Annotated in this window: 10 protein-coding genes and 1 pseudogene; 3 read left to right on the top strand and 8 right to left on the bottom strand. The window is 62.1% G+C overall.

The window, feature by feature from the left end; genetic code table 11:
- Window positions 1-100: 100 nt before the first annotated feature.
- From IVA96_RS02870 to IVA96_RS02860, 3 genes and pseudogenes are all read left to right on the top strand, one after another.
- Window positions 101-449, top strand: a pseudogene (locus tag IVA96_RS02870) (transposase); the annotation flags it as partial.
- Window positions 450-645: 196 nt separating this feature from the next.
- The gene (locus IVA96_RS02865; RefSeq protein WP_247415318.1) at window positions 646-2,325 is read left to right on the top strand and encodes a cytochrome b5 domain-containing protein; all 1,680 of its coding nucleotides are present in this window, start codon (window positions 646-648) and stop codon (window positions 2,323-2,325) included.
- Between the two features lie 519 nt (window positions 2,326-2,844).
- Complete coding sequence (locus IVA96_RS02860; protein ID WP_247415316.1) at window positions 2,845-3,747, top strand: hypothetical protein; 903 nt, start codon at window positions 2,845-2,847, stop codon at window positions 3,745-3,747.
- On the opposite strand, the gene IVA96_RS02855 is transcribed toward IVA96_RS02860, so the two are convergent.
- From IVA96_RS02855 to IVA96_RS02820, 8 genes are all read right to left on the bottom strand, one after another.
- On the bottom strand, window positions 3,653-4,276 hold the full coding sequence (locus tag IVA96_RS02855) for an HWE histidine kinase domain-containing protein (RefSeq protein ID WP_247415314.1): 624 nt from the start codon (window positions 4,274-4,276) through the stop codon (window positions 3,653-3,655). The genes IVA96_RS02860 and IVA96_RS02855 overlap by 95 nt on opposite strands.
- Before the next feature lie 1,205 nt (window positions 4,277-5,481).
- Complete coding sequence (locus tag IVA96_RS02850) at window positions 5,482-7,506, bottom strand: NAD(P)-binding protein (protein WP_247415312.1); 2,025 nt, start codon at window positions 7,504-7,506, stop codon at window positions 5,482-5,484.
- Between the two features lie 57 nt (window positions 7,507-7,563).
- Window positions 7,564-8,505, bottom strand: a complete 942-nt coding sequence (locus IVA96_RS02845) for an acetoacetate decarboxylase family protein (RefSeq protein WP_247279947.1) — start codon at window positions 8,503-8,505, stop codon at window positions 7,564-7,566.
- On the bottom strand, window positions 8,502-10,658 hold the full coding sequence (locus tag IVA96_RS02840; RefSeq protein ID WP_247415310.1) for an FAD-dependent oxidoreductase: 2,157 nt from the start codon (window positions 10,656-10,658) through the stop codon (window positions 8,502-8,504). The genes IVA96_RS02845 and IVA96_RS02840 overlap by 4 nt, the downstream gene beginning before the upstream one ends.
- 1,347 nt (window positions 10,659-12,005) lie before the next feature.
- Window positions 12,006-14,777 carry an AAA family ATPase gene (locus IVA96_RS02835; protein WP_247415308.1) on the bottom strand — a complete coding sequence of 924 codons (2,772 nt, stop codon included), beginning with the start codon at window positions 14,775-14,777 and terminating at the stop codon, window positions 12,006-12,008.
- Between the two features lie 257 nt (window positions 14,778-15,034).
- Window positions 15,035-15,310, bottom strand: a complete 276-nt coding sequence (locus IVA96_RS02830; RefSeq protein ID WP_247279950.1) for a hypothetical protein — start codon at window positions 15,308-15,310, stop codon at window positions 15,035-15,037.
- A gap of 527 nt (window positions 15,311-15,837) precedes the next feature.
- Window positions 15,838-16,008, bottom strand: a complete 171-nt coding sequence (locus IVA96_RS02825; protein ID WP_247279951.1) for a hypothetical protein — start codon at window positions 16,006-16,008, stop codon at window positions 15,838-15,840.
- An 81-nt stretch (window positions 16,009-16,089) separates the two neighbouring features.
- Window positions 16,090-16,287, bottom strand: a complete 198-nt coding sequence (locus IVA96_RS02820) for a PilZ domain-containing protein (protein ID WP_346015531.1) — start codon at window positions 16,285-16,287, stop codon at window positions 16,090-16,092.
- Window positions 16,288-16,575: the final 288 nt, after the last annotated feature.

Raw genomic sequence — 16,575 nt, 5'->3', positions numbered from 1 at the left:
GAAACTTCCGCTTCTGATGCTGTGGACGGCTCCTCCACGGGCACGAGAGTGCCAATGATTGGGCGCCGTTTGAGGCTCCCACGATTCGGAGGAGCAGCGCATGCAGTTAATTTCGACGATCGGTCTGGACATCTGGAAAGTCGGTCTTTCAAGTGCATGGCGTCGATGCAGCCGGCCAGGTGGTGATTCGGCGCCAACTCAAGGGCCGTTTCATGCTGTCGTTTTTTGAGAAGTTCCCGCCGTGCCTGGTGGGGATGGAGGCTTGCGCGCCATCCCACTATTGGTCCCGCGAACTGCAGGCGTTGGGGCATACGGTGCGCTTGATGCCTCCGGCGTACGTGAAGCCCTACGTCAAGCGGCAGAAGAACGACACCAAGGACGCAGAGGCGATTTGCGAGGCGGTCACGAGACCTAACATGCGGTTCGTGCCGACCAAGACGGTCGAGCAACCCTATCCCGATAGGCAGCTCGAGCATGCTACTGCGGGCTCGTTGGCGATTGTGAAGCTAGCACGTCCGGTTCCGCCAGAAGCTGCTTTATTGCTGGTCAACCCGAAGCTACTCTCGAGTTAATTCGAGCGGCACCCACCGTGCTCCGCCACGAGCTGGGTAATCGGTGCGTTCGCTTACTTGGCAAGGGCGACAGATGCGGGCAGTGATCATCGGCGCAGGAATGGGCGGGTTGATGACGGCGTTGGCGCTGCGGCAGTCCGGCGTCTTCGCCTCGGTCGATGTCTACGAGCAAACCAAGGTGCCGAGCACTGCAGGCGCCGGGTTGAACGTACCGCCCAACGGGGCGCGAATATGTCGTTGGCTGGGCGTTGACCTGGATGGCGGGGATCCCAGGGGCCCCGACGGGGTGATCGACGGTGGCCGGGCCGCAATTCTGGAGTCGACAAGGCAGTTCAACGCCGATGGGACGGTGACGCAGAGGCCGTTCGATCATGTCACCGCCGCGGGCGACGGCGCCGGCTTCCATCACATGCACAGGCTTGACCTGTTGATGTGTCTGTACAAGCGCGTGTTCGAGTTCGGTCCCGAAAGCGGGGCGCCGTGCCCGATCACCGTGCACATGGACTGTCGGCTGACGCAGCTGCATCAGACCGCGGGCGAGGTGACGGCGAGTTTTTCGAATGGTCGAAGCGCCGCGGGAGAGGTTCTCGTCGGCGCCGACGGAATCAACTCCGCCACCTTGCAGCTGGCGTGGCCGAACCCGCGTCCCAAGCGGTGGACGGAGGTGACCTGCTTCCGTGGACTTATTCCGCGGGCGGTGGTCGCCTCGCTCCGCAAGACTGACGGTAGCCCGCTGGACCACAACCCCATCCACTCCTTCAGCATGGACCGGCACCGGAGCGAGCGGAGCGGGGCGACAACGTACTGGGTGCGCCGGGGCGAGTTGTTGAACGTGTGGATCGCCCGCTATGAGCCGGACTCTGCCGCATTCGAGCAGGAGGAGGGCGACTGGTTTCCTGTCAGACACGAGGAGATCGTTCGCGATGTGGCTGAAGCATTTACTGGGCACCCCAGCAGAGACGATCTGCTCGCTTTGGCGGGCGCGATCGTTCGACCTACGAAATGGGGCCTCTACGATCGTGACGCCCTCGAAACCTGGGTGCAAGATCGTATCTGTCTGCTCGGCGACGCGGCGCATCCGATGCTTCCGACGTTCGGCCAGGGCGCCGCGCAGTCCTTCGAGGACGCCGCCGCGCTCGCTTGCGCGTTCACCCTGCACGGCCGCGACGTGGCCACAGCACTGTTGCACTACGAACGCGTGCGGCATTATCGCGCGACCCGATTCCAGCTCGGCTCCAAGTTCGCCTTCGATCATTTGCGGGCCAAGGACACCGCTGAGCAGAAGGCTCTGCTCGAAAAGATCGACGAGCGGGTGAGCCCGGCATTTGCCCACGACAAGCGGGGCGGTGAGGACGACTCCTGGATCTATGCGTACGATGCCCGAAACATCGGCGCCGAATTGCCTCCCAAGAGATTGGGGCCGTGGGACTTCCGCCGCGCCGCAAAGGCCAACTACCCCGCGATCACCCGCGAGTTCTGGACACCGGCTGCTCCCGCCAGGGCTCCACGCCCGGTCACGCGCGAAGAAGTCGCCCTGCACAAAACGCGCGACGACTGCTGGGTCATCATCCGGGGAAAAGTCTACGATATCACGGAGTGGGCACCCCATCACCCCGGTGGCGCAGGAATCGCCCGCATGTATGCCGGCAAGGAAGCTACTGCCGAATTCGGTGACTATCACAGTCCTGAAGCTGTCGCCCACATGTCTCATTTCTGTATCGGCGACCTCGTCGACGCTCCAACACCTGCGTGACTGGCCATCACTAGCTCGCCGACCCAAATCGGACTTCAGGGTTGACCATAAGCCATGCGCCAGTGAGGACGGGGGTTGGGACGCGAGGGTCGCTTTAGTCAACATATTTGCTAAACTGTGCAGGGAAATGGAAACGGGTGGATCAGCACAACCCGCCGGCGATGCCGCTGAAGAACTTCGTGAGTGGATCGGGTTGAGATCCCCGACAGCCAAGCTCGACAGTGCGGCTCGTTGCGATTTCCGCTTAGGGGCCCTGAGCTGAATAGCGGTCCGGCTGGCAGTACGTCAGCTGTCTGGCTTGGAACGGGCACGCCGGGCGCTTCCCTCGACCGCCGCTGGTGACCTCATAGCTGCCCTTAAGCAGCGTCGGCTCTCGGGTCCCGAGCGAACAGGTGGCGGACGGTGCCACGAAGGCCGCTTGTGGTCCCAGACCAGACAAAGACGCTCCGCACAGACGTGTCTCCGGAGAGCCAAAAAACGCAGAAACAGGCTACGATCCGGCCCGACGTTGCGCCCCGATTGTCCCTCGTTGTCCTACCATTTGCAAATCTCAACAACGATGCGGAGCAGGACTATTTCGCCAACGGCATTACGACCGATCTGACGACAGATCTCGCGCAAATGCCCGAGACATTCGTGATCGGGCGCGGGACGGCTTTCACCTATAAGAATAAGCAGGTCGATCTGAAGACGCTCGGCAAGGACCTTGGTATCCGATGGGCGGTACAGGGCGCGGTGCAGGGGGCCGGAGATCGGGTCCGTATGAACGTATCACTTTCCGACCTGTCGACTGGTCGTGACGTCTGGTCGGACCGCTTTGACGGCGATCGGTCAAACCTTACTGCCTTGCAGGACCAGGTCACGGCTCGGCTCGCCCGCTCCCTCAACGTCGAGCTCATCCAGGCTGAAAGCCGGCGCAGCCAAATGGATAGGCCAACCAATCCAGACGCTGTGGATTTCAGCATGCGCGGCTGGGCGAAGCGCTATGGCCCCCGGAGCAAGTTAACGAATGCAGAGGCAAACGACCTGTTCGATAGCGCACTGCGCCTCGATCCGGAGAACGTTGATGCAATCATCGGCAAGACGTTGTGCATAGCGGATGGCGTGATCTACGGATGGTCACCATCCGTAGTCGAGGACAAAAAGAGGGCGATCAAGCTAATAGATCAAGTTCTTGCAAAACGACCGGCGACCGCAAACGCGCACGTAGCCAACGGAAACATCCTGAACTACGGAAATCCTGAGGAAGCCTTACCTGAACATGACGCAGCTTTGGAAATCGATCCCAATTCGCCCGTCGCGTATGCATCCAAGGGGATCGTACTTGTTACGGCGGGACGCGCGGGTGAAGCGTTTTCTCCGATTGAGATCGCTTTGCGCCTAAGCCCCAAAGACCCGGCTGCTGGCACTTGGGTGTCGTGAGAAGGTCATGGGCACGGGCAAGAGCTAACTGCCGTCCTGTGAACGTCGGCAGAAACTCTTGCAGATCGGTGGCATGGCGAGCCGTCTGACTGGCGAGTGACTGCACCGTGGCAAGCGTATTTTTCACGTGGTGGTTCAGCTCGTCGATGAGCACCTTTTGAGCATTCTCTGCCTGCTTGCGCTCGCTGATGTCGACGAGCATGTTGATGGCGCCGACCAAGTTTCCTTCCGCATCGCGGAGCGGAGTCGGATAAGCAATGAACGGCACGCGTCTGCCGTCTGGACGCTCAGCAATTGCCTCGGCCCCGCGAACCGGGCGGTTTTCACGCAGCGCCACTGCCATCGGACATTCATTGTGCGGCAGAGGCGGACCGTCGGGCCAATAGAGTTTCCAGGTTACACACCATTTATCGCCAGGCTGGGCGTCCGCCCCGCCATCTCGACTGCGGCCCGATTGAAGAAATTTAATACGGCCGTCGGCATCAGTGGTGTAGATCGCTGCGGGCAGACCCTCAAGGAGATCGCGCATGCGTTGTAGGATGTGCGCCGAAGTTTGGAGAGAAAATCATTGGTGTGACAGCCCTTTCTCGCCGGATATTCAATCGTCAGATTCGCCGAGGGGCAGCGATTTCCGGGTTGTGGGGAAGTGTATCCGAAATCCTAGGATTGGCTTGAGTGTTGCCAGCCCGGACCATGGGAAACTGTCACGACTTAGTTTGGATCACATCGAGAAATCTCTTTAAGCGCCATAGCTTAGGCGCCCAAAGTTCAACCGCTGGATCGGCCCGACAGACTCCAATTGAACGCGAATGATCCAGATCGAACGCGAAACGACACCATTGAAAAGGAAGGATGAGATGGACGGCCGACACGGCCGTCAGAACCTTAGGTCGAAGCTCGATGACGCCCGCTTGCGTGCCGCTAAGCGATCGACGCGAAACGACACCCGAATTTGGCGCGCCGTTTCGGGCCAGATAGGCTGTTTGAATGTGTATCCGAAAATCTTGGGATTGGCTTGAGGGCTGCCAGCTCAGATCATAGGACTGACATTAGCTAGTGCGGATCACATCGAACGCGAAACGACATCGAATTAGCCGAGCGTCGGACTTTTGGGATAACAAGATGGCCCAGCAGAAACACGTCAGACTGTTCCGGAACGGCCGCAACCAGGCGGTTCGTCAACACGCCTGCTACTGCGCAGGAAGCCTGGGGGTGTTGTGCGGAGTATCTGTCCGGCACGGCGGGCTGGGAACGTCGAGGAGCGAGTGAGAGATACGGCCGCATTCAAGGCGCTAGGAGTTTCCGATTTTCGGACCAAGGCGGCGCGCGAACTGCGCGATGCTGGGTATGCCTGTCGCGCAAGAAGGCCATCTCCGTATCGCCAAAGGACGTCTGGTGACGAGCCAACGCCACGGTACCTACTATCGCGGATCGCCCACCATCGACCAATACTCGCGCTCCTGCGCGGCTTCGAGTTCCTCGAGCGTCACGGGGAATGAGCGAGAAATCGAGGTTGTAGATCGGTATCGGCGCATTGTCGGCCTGTCCCGGCGGCGACTGCGGTGCCAGCCATTCCAGCGATGTTGCCGCCTGCCACCCGCTCAAGGTCGAGATTTTCGAGCCCGATCGAACAGTGGTCGAGGGCTGGCCCTGGCGCGACCGAGTGCCGATCATCGTCGCCACGGCACGCCTGCCGGAGTTTGAGGGACCGCGCCTCAGCGCGGCTCCTGCCACCTACGTTGTCTTGATGTGGGTGGGAAAGTTGCTGATCGCGCGGGAGGCGAGCATTGCGGATTCGATCGCTGACTCGAAACATCCACCGCTGAAGCGCGTGCGCGTCCAGTCGCCGACGACATACAGGTTTGCGAAGTCTGCCGTATCCGCGGATGAAAAGCGGCTCGCAACATTCGTGCCGCTCGGCGTCTGCACATAGAGGTCCGAGCCGTCGAAATTGGCCGCGACGCAGCGGCAGGTTTGCTGGCCCGCGCCGTAGCCCGGCCACAGGATGGGCAGGTGTTGTGCGATCCACTGATCGGCCTGCTGGTTCGCTGCCTGCTGCATCGAATCCGGGGTAGGCGCGGGTTGCTGCGGCACGTGGAGACAGCCGACGAAATAGCCGATCGTCTGCGGTGCGTCTGGACAGCTCCATGATTCCGTCTGCAGCTGATGACTCATGTCTCCCCAGGAATCGTAGTTCTCAGCGAAAGCGGTCAGCACGGTCGGCCCAAGCGGCCAGCCCAGACCGGCGATGGGAGGGCCCATCCAGAGCTGCAACGACTGGGTTCCCACGGACCGGCTGTCTCCTAGCGCGGCTTGCCATCGCGCGCTGCCTTGCGTGAACGACGCCGGGGTCTTGGTGATCGCCGCGGGCGGAATGGCAAGGATGACGAGATCGAAATCCTGGTCCACCTGCAGCGGTCGCGTGCCGGCGGATGCCGTGCAGAAGCTGGATTCGAAATTGCAGCCCCGCAAGACAGAGCCGTCCTTGAGTTGATCCCAGTCCGGCTGGTTCGGCCAGCATTGCAGGTTCTTGACCGGTACCAGCGGCCTGTAGGGCGTGCCGTCCCCCGTCACGGCCTGGATCGAGATCTCGATGGACTGAATGCGCCCGTTTGCCGCGGTCATGTCGGTGAGCCGGCTGAAGAACTGCACGCATCCCGGCTGCCGCGCCTCGAGGACCTCATAGAATGGCGTGAAGATGGTGTCACCCGTTCCTGCTGCCATCTTCCACAGCGGGGCGTTGCGATAGCCAAAGGTCAGCTCCATTGCAAAGCGAAAGGTGACGCCGGCGGCCATCGAGCCATTATCGATGTTACCGGCCAGACCGTCCCGGAAGGCAAAGGCGAGATCGTAGAGCGCGCGAATGGGAGCTGAGGCCAGCGTCTCGTCGAACGCACCGCACGTCGCCAGCCATGCGCGAAAGTCCTGTGCGTTGAGCTTGTCGTAGGCGGCCTCGCCGCTGTGGGCGATATCCCGGAGATAGCCGAGGCCTGTCGCCACGCCGAGGTTGGCAAGAATGAGGAGCCGGCTCATGGCTCCAGATGCCAGCTGAAACGATTCGTTTTGCTCGGCATCGTGCCCGGCCGGTTGCCAGCCCTTGTTGCCAATCGCCTCTCTCAGTTGCTTATTGGCGATCTCGAGGTCATTGAGCTTCTTTTTCGTTCTTTCATCCGTTGGTTCGAACAGGGGAGCACGCAATGCGGCAATCGCGGCCTTGCCGCCCTTGATCAGCTTATCGAGGCCAACCGACGTCTCGAGCCAATCGGCCAGCCTTTTTACCAGCCGATGCATGGCATCCACAGGCCCTTCCGCCAGGGCCCGCGCGGCCATCGGATCTGCGCCGAGACCGTCGCCAGGTTCACCTGGAGATCGAGGCAGGTTGGCGAAGTCCCATGGCTCCCAGGCTCCTCCGCGACCGTCGGGCTCCATGAGGGTGATCTTGCGCTGAGGGATGAACGCCTGCTCCCAGGTGGAGAGCGGACTGCCCGGGCCAGGATGCCAGGCCTCATAGCACGCCCGCAGCGTCGCAAACGCGTTGTGATAGCAGCCCATCAGCATGTGGAGCCCATGCTCTTCAATACGGTCGTGCTCGCTGTAATTACGCCCGCTGGCGCATTTTCCCCCAAGGCGCCAGCCCTGGGTGTAGAGTGTGACCCGATAGCGATCGTTCTGCTCCGGCGCCGTTAGCCAAAAGGCCGCGGCGAGTCCCGCCGGTCCTCCTCCGATGATCACGACGTTGATTTGCGATCCGTGGGGCATGGCTTATCCTCCATGCAGCATCGGTGCACCGATGCTGCCAAAACCAATTGAGCTCGTCTACGTTGCAACGATCACGGCGCTGCCGGGAAGCGCTGTATAATCGATCCTTGCCCAACCGGCGAACCTGATCGGCAGGCGTGTGGTCGGGGATGTTGGCATCGTCCCGAGCAAGTCGAACACGATCCTGTGGCTTTCGCAGGTGGCAATCTCGGCGGTGAAACTGTCGAACAGCGGGCCCCCAGCGGCGAAATTCGTCACTGCGATCGGCGAGTTGACGATTGCCTGATAGCAGCAGATCGTCGGATCGTCCGACGTACGGAATTGCTTCAGCACGACACACGAAATTTCCGGCTGGCGGGTGAGCATCTGGAGGGCATCTTCGGCGATCCCGTCGAGCAAGCCTCGCACCGCGCCGCGGGCTGCTGCCCCCGCGCTGTCCCAAGGTTCGGACTTGGCGCCCTCGTTGGTCCTGAAGATACGATAGAGAACGACGTCCTGCGCGGGCGTCGTCGGCGCGAGGACCGGGAACACCGTGGTCCGACAAGAAAAGCCCGCGCCCGGCGCATCGGTGTCGACGCCGATGCGCGCGAAAGCTTTCGGCCATCCCCAGACCTCGCGCCCGGTGACAAGGCCGATCGTGTAGTCAATGAAGATATAGGGCGCCCAGAACACCAGCCGGCTGGGAAGCGGATTGGTGCCATGAAACTCCCAGAGCGGCACCAGGATCATGGTCTCGCGCCCGGGCATGAAGCCGATCGCATCGACCGTCGAGGTACATCTTGCATTGTCGCTGAAGCTGAAGATCGCGGCGGACAGCGCAGGGGCGTAGCGCACCCGTCCGGGAGCTACGGGATTGAGAAGCGCATCCACGAGGTTCTGAACGGCGGTGGTGTCGGTCTCGATGCTGAAGAGGCTCATCGTGGCATCGGCGAAGGTGTCGGGAGCTGACAGACACGTCGCGCCGTGTCCGATCCACGATATGTAGGGTACCTCTGTCATGTTCCTGGTCCTTGCGATGGCCGGCGTTGCAGGAAGTCGTACCCGACAATGTGAGCAGGGGCGCCGCTGATCGCGCGCGCGGCCGCCGCACCGGACATCACGGCTCCCTCGATTGCCGTGGTGTTGAAACCGTGCCGGCTGCCCTCGCCGGCAAGGATGAGGTTGTTGAAGCCGGTCTGGTCGGGATGCAGCCGATACTGCGTCGTTCCCGCTGCCGACAGCGTGCAGCATTCGGTCGGGTCGATATTGGCGCGCCAGAACTGCTGGTTGAAACGTGCTGTGCCGACGGCCGGCTCCGTCACGTGCAGCACGTCGAAATCGAAGGCGCCGTTGGGATCAGCGAGTGGCCACAGGCCGTAGGACGACTCGTTGAGCCACGCGATCGCCTGGGTCCGGATCTCATCATGGGCCTGGGCGGGAACGCCTGTATTGGAGGAGGGCTGCCGGAATAGCGTCGTCTTGTATGTTCCAGTGAGATAGTGCAGGGACTGCGGCCTCGGCCCCTGCCAGGTTTCGAACGGCAACACCTGGGTCATGTCGGCCCAGATGTTTAGATACTCGGGCCCTGAAACGGTCGCGGCTTTGCCGGTGGTCCAGCCGAGGCCGGCACTGGTCGGGTCGCACCACAGCTGGACCGACTGCGTCGGCACGACACCGACATTCTGAACGTACGAGGCAAACGCTCCGTTCTTGGCGATCAGCTCCGCGCACATGCTGGCGTCAGCGCCATTCAGGGGCTTGTAGGCGCCGAGCGAGATCGCAAGGACCGCGATGTGGAAATCCGTTCCGAGATGAAGCTCCTCGGGTGGTCCGACGGGCGGCCGATCGCACCAATAGCTCTCAAAATTGACCTTTGCGGCCTTCATCTCGGCGCCGTCGACGAGTTGCTCCCAAAGCGGCTCGGCCGGCCAGACAGTCAATCCATCCGCAAGATCGTAGGTGGGCTGGTAGTCGCCGGAGATCGTCTCCACCTGCTTGTCCATCCGGATCGTCTGGATCAGCGTCCCGTCCGGCGACAAGCCGAGATGTGTCACCTTGCGGAAAAATTTGAAGCTCACGCCCAACGAAACAAGATGCTCGTACAGCGGCGCGACGATCACCTCGCCCATGCCGGCCTGGATGTCCCACATCATGGCGCCCTTGTAGGTTCCGATCAGACGCATGATGACGCCGAGCCCGGAGCCCGCGGCGTAGGATGGACGCGACACATCACCGTCCTCGTACTGATACAAGGTGTCGTAGAGGACGCGAATGACCGAGGACGTGTTAACGATCGTGGGGTTGGCGCCGTGGTTGATCAACCAGGCGCGAAAGTCGTAGCCGTCGAGCGCTTCGAGGGGACGGTCCGGCACGACCAAATCCCAGAAAATGCCGGCAGAGGTTGCTGCGAAGATATCGAGGACTTCGGTCAGGATGCGGTGATCGAGTGGAGATGCCTCCACGAATTCCGCCCTCTGTTCACCCACGAACTTCCGTCCGGCCAGCGCATCGCGCGCCCACCGGACGAGGTCGTGAAATTCTTTCATGTCCTGTTCGGTCAGCTTGCGAAGATCTGAACCGTGAGCACGCAGGTGGTTCTGCGCCGCTCTCACCGCACCCGCCGGTGTCGCAGTATCCGACGACAGCGCCAGGGCTCCGGTGGGCGGCAGCCAGCCGGCCGCAGCGACCGCCTCTGCGGGGGCCGGTTGCTGCAGGCGACGTTCAATCGCCTCCGCGATCCAGCCGGCGACCATCTGCATCATCTGGCCCCAGCTCGGCAGGAGTGTGCCGTCACCGGGCGTTCCATCGTTGGTCGGCCAGGTCAGTGGCCAGTACGTCCATCGGCCGTTGTCGTAAACGCCGATCGGCGTGTAGCTTTGCGGCTTCACGGCGGCCGTCCAGTCCGTCAGCATGCCGCCGGGCGGATTCGCCGCATAAAGCTCCTGGAGCATCTGAAAGGTGTTTTCGTAGCAGCCGAACCAGACGTGAAGGCCGTGCTCGAGATTGCGTCCCAGATCGTCCCTTCCGCTTGCTGCCTTGCCGCCGAGCCGCCAACCAAGCTGGTACACCGCGACCTCGTATCGATCGCGCAGAGCGTGGGTCTTGGTAAGGTGATAGGCCGCGCTCAGCCCGGCCATGCCTCCGCCGAGAATCGCGATCTTCTGCTTCGCCATCGATCTTTCCTCTCATGCTACGCCCGGATGGCTGAGTGACCCTCGCGCTTGACTGCTGCAGCCGTCATTAAATCGTAGCCCCACGGCCGGGCTCCCAGGCCATCGAGCATCGACATTCCCTGTTCGTAGTGGTGCTCGCGCGCGGCGTTGTCGGGCAGGGCTTGCGCGAGCCCGAGATGACCCAATGCCTCCTCAAGCGGCATCTGCAATCGTCGCGCCCAACCCTGCGCACGGCGGAACTGACGGATCGCTCGGCTCTGCCGTCCCGAGGCCAATGCAAAGCGGCCTTCGAGCACGTGCGCGCGCGGGCGGCATATCCGCGTCCGCGCTGCGTAGGCCGATACGGCGCGGCACGCCTCGGCCGTGCGCGCATGCAAGCCGTCGTCGCGCTTGCCGTCAGCCTGGCTTTGCTCGAGCAGTTCGAGGAACACGGCAGCCACGCTGCTGACGCTGTTGTACGCCGAGCCCATCGTGCAGAAGCCGGCGGCCAGGTTCTGCAATGCCTCGTCGGCACCGCGCCGTGCGCCCTCGATGTCGCCTGCCCTGAGACGAGCGGCAGCGGCAACGCCGTCGCAGAGGTGGCGTTCGGCCGGATAGAGAACGAGCTCCCGCACCGCTTCCATCCGTCGCACCGCGGCAGCAGGCGGGCGGCCCTCCAGCATATCGAGTGCCGACTGACCGGCGAGCAACCAGATCCGCACCGCATTCGTTTCGGCCCCCTCCGCGTCCCATCCGAACTCGCTGAGGATGGCACGCGCTTCGCGGTAGTTCGCGGCGGCCATCGCGATATACCCGAGCACCGCGCGGCACGACTGTCGGCGAAACCGGTCGCCGAGCCGCTCGAACAGCTTGGCGCCATCCTGCAGAAGCGTACGCGCCTCGTCCCAGTCACAAGTGTGCAGCGAGTAGACCGCGCCATAGAGACGGGCAAAACCCTGGTCCCGCAATTCTCCGACACGTTTGGATTCGTCGATTGCGCGTTGACGATAGTAGCGGCCCAGCGCATGCAGGCGCGTCGTTCCAAGTCCGATCGCGAGCGCCCCGTATCCGCCGATCGTCTCCGAGACCGCACCAACTTTTTCGGCCTGGTTCAACGCCGCGAGCGTATCGTGCTCCAGCTCGGTGGATTGGCACATGAAGTAGGCGCGCTCGGCGAGGCGTGTATGCAGAAGGGCGGACAGCCGCTCCCGTTGGCGGGTAACTTCATCGCATGGCGTTCGCATCAAGCCGACTCGGTGCGCGGCTTGTCGAGCGAGCTGCCGAATCGTGGAGAGCCTCATCTGGAGGGGGGTCTCCGGCCTCTTGATCCTGTTCAGCCGCATGCATTCCCGGAAATAGCCCTCGGCGTCACCGAAGCGCGCCAAGGCGTGGAGCGCTTCTCCTCTCAGGAACGCGAAGGTCGAGCGCTGGGCGTCGGTCAGCGCCAGCCGTGCGGTCCTGGCCAGACGGTCGGCGCGCTCCACATGCATCGTCATCATTGGCAGAGCGGAGCACGGCGAGGCTCGCCGCCGACAGGCGAAACTCGACCGCTCTCGCCGTCTCGCCCGCGTGCTCGCAATGATGGGCGAGCTCCGAATAGTGCGGCTCCAGCGCCTCCGCGCGCCGCCGCTCGATCTGCTCGACGAGATGAAGATGGATCGATCGTCGTTGCGCATAGCTCAGGAGCTCGTATGTCGCTTCCTGAATGATCACATGGCGGAAGGCATGCGCGGCGCTGTCTCCTCCGGATGCGGGCTCCAGAATGCCCGCGAGGGCCAGGCGCCGCACGCTCATCTCGAGGCTGCGCGCCTCGCTCGGAAGCGGATAGATCGCCCGCAATGTGTCCATGTCGAAAACGCGGCCGATGACGCTCGCAACCTTAGCCACGAGCTGATCGGCCTGACCAAGATGGTCGATGCGTCCGACGACCAGGTCACGGAGCTTTTGCGGCACCGCGGCGGCTCTGAGATCGGACGCATGCACGAGACATTTCCCCTCCCGTGCTTCGATCAACCCATGCTCCTGCAGCGAAAGCACGAGCTGCTCGATATGGATCGGCAAGCCTTGCGACTGTCCGTAGACGAAATCGACCAGCCGGCGTGGGACGGACATGACGTTCAGGAGATCGCAGATGATCTGCGTCGTGCCTTTCGAGTCAATCCGTGTAACCGGGATGCGGCGGGACGCACGCTGGATGACCCGTCCGCCGTGCGGCGCCTCCGTCGCATCGAACGGCCGCGACGTCACCACGATCAGCAGCCGGGGCAATCTGCGCGCCAGCGCCAGCAGAAGGTCCGCCGACAGCGCATCGATCCAGTGCAAATCGTCGAGCAGGATCAAAGGGGCCCGATCCGCCATTCTTCGGGCGGCGAGCGCAACGATGATATCCTCTATGCCCGCCTGTCGCGCCGCGCCCTTGATCTGGGCAGCAAGTTCGCTGCTCGGCAATCCGAGCGGCATCACGTCCTCGATCAAGGCCGCCTTCTCGATGAGGTCAGTTTCGGCAAGCGCCTCGTGAAGTCGTGTCCGCAGCAGAGGCGGGCTCACGGGTTCGCGGTCGCCGGGCTCGCGCAGCAATTGCTGCACGAAATTGCGGAAGACGTAGTAGGGCGTCGCGCGCTCGATCACGTGCGTGGCAGCGACGATCGTCGTGTGGCGACTGCGTTCGGCCGCCTCACGCAAGGCCTGGAGCAATCGGGATTTGCCAGCGCCTGGTTCGCCTTCCAGAACGACGAGGCCGCCTTCACCACTGCCGAGCCCTCGCGTCAATTCCGCATATTCGGCATCGCGCCCGACGAGCGCTTTCTGCCCGGCGGGCGAGTGCGCAGGTGCCGCGAATGCCTGCGAAAGGCGGTGTACGGCAAGCGGACGCCCGCGCCCCTTGACCGAGATTTCCTCGGCTGGCGAGAAGGCGAACCGCCCGCTCGCCGCGCGGGCCGTCTCGGCATCGTAGAGCACGTCGTCGTCGGCGGCCTGCATGAGCCGCGCGCCGTAGTTCATGACGGGTCCGTTCAAGACGTAGTCGCGTCGCGCCGCGTTGCCGACCAGGCCGCAGAATACGCGGCCCGTCGCCACGCCGAGCGAGTGCGGTATGCCGAGCTTCGAGGCGTCCTCACGAATGCGTTCGGCGATCCCGACCGCGTGAGCCGCATTGCTTTCCGAGCCGAAGGACGGCAAGCCGCAGACGATGAGTGCGATGACGCCTTTTTCGTTAGCGACCACCCGCAGAATTTCGACATCGAGCGCCTCCGCGGCTTTCGCGACGACCTCGAACATCGTTTGCAGCCGAGCCTGGGCGGAGCCGTCGGGAAGCTCCGGTGCGCTGAGCCGAACATAGATAAGGCTCACGGCCCGGAATTCGGTCAGCCAGGCTACGAGATCGGACTGGCCGCGCGCGACGACCACGCGCGGCAGGAACGATTTTGGCGTGGACCACGAGAGCGGAATCGGACCAGGCGCCGGGCCGCGATCCGCTGGCCCCGTGTCGACCAAGGCGTCGAGGCGTGCCGCGGCGTGCATCGCTTCGCCGTGAGAGCCAATCGGTTCGAGCTTCGCTGCGGCGCCGAGCATTTGCGCGACCGCATCGTCGACGATCACCTCGCCCGGCTCGACCTCGTGCGAGATCGCGCTGATCGTGCGCAACGGCTCGCCGGCGAGAACATGAAAGCGCCGCCCGCTGTTGCCGGAAAGAATGACCGAGGTGAATTTGCCGGCGACCAGCGTCACTCGGTGGCGAAGCGAGGCGGGCGGCTGGACCGGCCAATGGAGCTGGACCTCGCGCAGGCCAATTGCAGCCCGTGCGGCTGAGACGGCCGGGGTGCTCGTCGATCCGGCGGCGCGCCAAAGCGCGATCGCGGCGTCGCCATCAATGCCCACCACGTCGCCGCCATGCGCCAGCACAATGTTGATCACGCAGCGGAAATAGTCGTTGAGGACGTCCCCGAGCCGCTCGGCGCCATCGGGACCGGACGCGGCCACCAGATCGGTCATGGACGTGGAGTCGACGATGTCGACGAAGAGAACGATTCCGTCGATGTCGCGAAAGCGAAAGCCTTCGGCGTCATCTCCGTCCGCCAGCTCCTGATAGAGTAAGTTCGAGGCGAAGCCTTGGAGCCGCTGGTCCAAAAGGGGAGTAGACAAAACTGCCCTCCCGAGGTGCGGGATCATTCACTGTATCAATGCACTACCGAAGCGCGTCTGACCGTGAAGGGCTTCACATATCGGCAAATTACGTCTGGTTGTTCCAATGCTAACCTTCAGCTTCGGCGGTGTAAACAAACAATTGGGCACCTCTCGGAATCACGTCATCGATGTCGCCGGAAGCGACTAATTCACTTGCTTTCGCAATGTCTTCGAAGCCGTCGGGTTGATGGGATCCTGTCGCGAATGGCGCGCCGTCATTTTGTCGCCCGCCTGCTCCTGCGCGTCGATCCCAGTTTCGCCTTGACGTGGTCCTTCGGCCAAAGCGCGCCTTCGGGCAGAACCCGGACGCGGCCGTCATCATCGTTGCTGACTAGAACCTGGTCGCTTACATCGCCATCGATGCGGGTCAGCCTGAGATCGGTCTCGGGCGTCCAGCCGAGGGTGATGTCGACGTCACCAGGGAACACCTGCCAGCGTGAGCCGTCGTCGAGCTCGACGATATGGCTTTCGGAATGGGATACGATCCTCAAGGCTCGATCTCCAGCTTTCACGACGATAGCGGGGCGTGATCTGGCGGAGCGCATCCCGAATGCCAAATACATTGAATACTCAAACGGAGGACATGCCTTCTGGTTCGGCGATGCCGAGGCACTTCTCGGCGATATCGAAGAATTCATCACGGGAGATCATGAGAATTTATCGAATGATTTCGAGCGAGTTTTGATCACGATTCTATTCACCGACATCGTCGATTCGACCCGCAGCGCAGCCAGGATGGGCGACCTAGCATGGCGTCGGTTGTTGGACCAACACCACCAAATGGCAAGCGGGATCGTAAAGAAGCATCGCGGTAATCTCGTTAAATCTATCGTCGACGGATTCTTGGCAACCTGGGCATCTTTTCTCAGGTTGATGGAGCGCTCTTCAGGGGGCGTAATACTGAGGCCGCGGTCAGGCTTATCCGCGAATCGGCCGCGGGTTTGGTTTATAGAATTGGAAAGCAACTCTAGACTCTGCAGCGCGACGTCCGAGGCAGCCAATCCCGAAATGCCCGGTGTCAGTCCGGCATGAGGCTACTCGGCTGTTTCCCAGCCAACTCGCGGCCGGCGAAGTTAAGCTCCAGGTCTCTAAGGTGTTCGATCAACTGCTCTATGATCTCGTGATAGTCGGATGGCGTCAATGAATGCACGCCGCGCAACGCCAATTCATCCTGAAGAATCGTCGACAACAAGCCTGTCAGTCGTCTGAGCGAGCATGGATAAATCTGAAGTCTCATTGTGAACCGACGAGACGTTTCTCTGCGTTCGGTTTACTCTTTGTCTTCTGTGACGAACTGAACTCCGACGTGAGAACCATCCACCCAAATTAGCTCGCAGCGCCGAAATGCCAGACCCGTGGAGGACAGAACCAAGAAGAATTCCTGTGCTTTCAGGGGATCTGTCGAGCCGTCAACCTCAAGCTTGGCACCCATTGCAGAGGCATCGACAAGGGTCAGCTTCGCCGCCACGTCCCGTGGACACCCATGATGCTGACCGTATGCTTGTGTTCAAAGCGAACACGGTGAGCTTTTCGGTTGTTTTCCATCATCTGCAATCCCTAATTTCAAATCAGTTTCTCCAAATAAATGCGCCGCCTTCCTGCGCGTCTCTGCAATAAGCAAACTCGATCTTCGCCGACTGAGCCAGTAGAGCCGTCTTCTGGCCGCTTCATTTAGTTGTGTCTGTCCCACCATCAATCGGATGCAGCTACTCGCAAGCTCATAAATCAAGACAGCCCGAGCGAATGTCATCTGTTG

It is taken from the genome of Bradyrhizobium sp. 159 (assembly GCF_023073795.1).
GTDB lineage: Bacteria > Pseudomonadota > Alphaproteobacteria > Rhizobiales > Xanthobacteraceae > Bradyrhizobium.
This window is presented reverse-complemented; position numbering and strand designations above follow the sequence as displayed.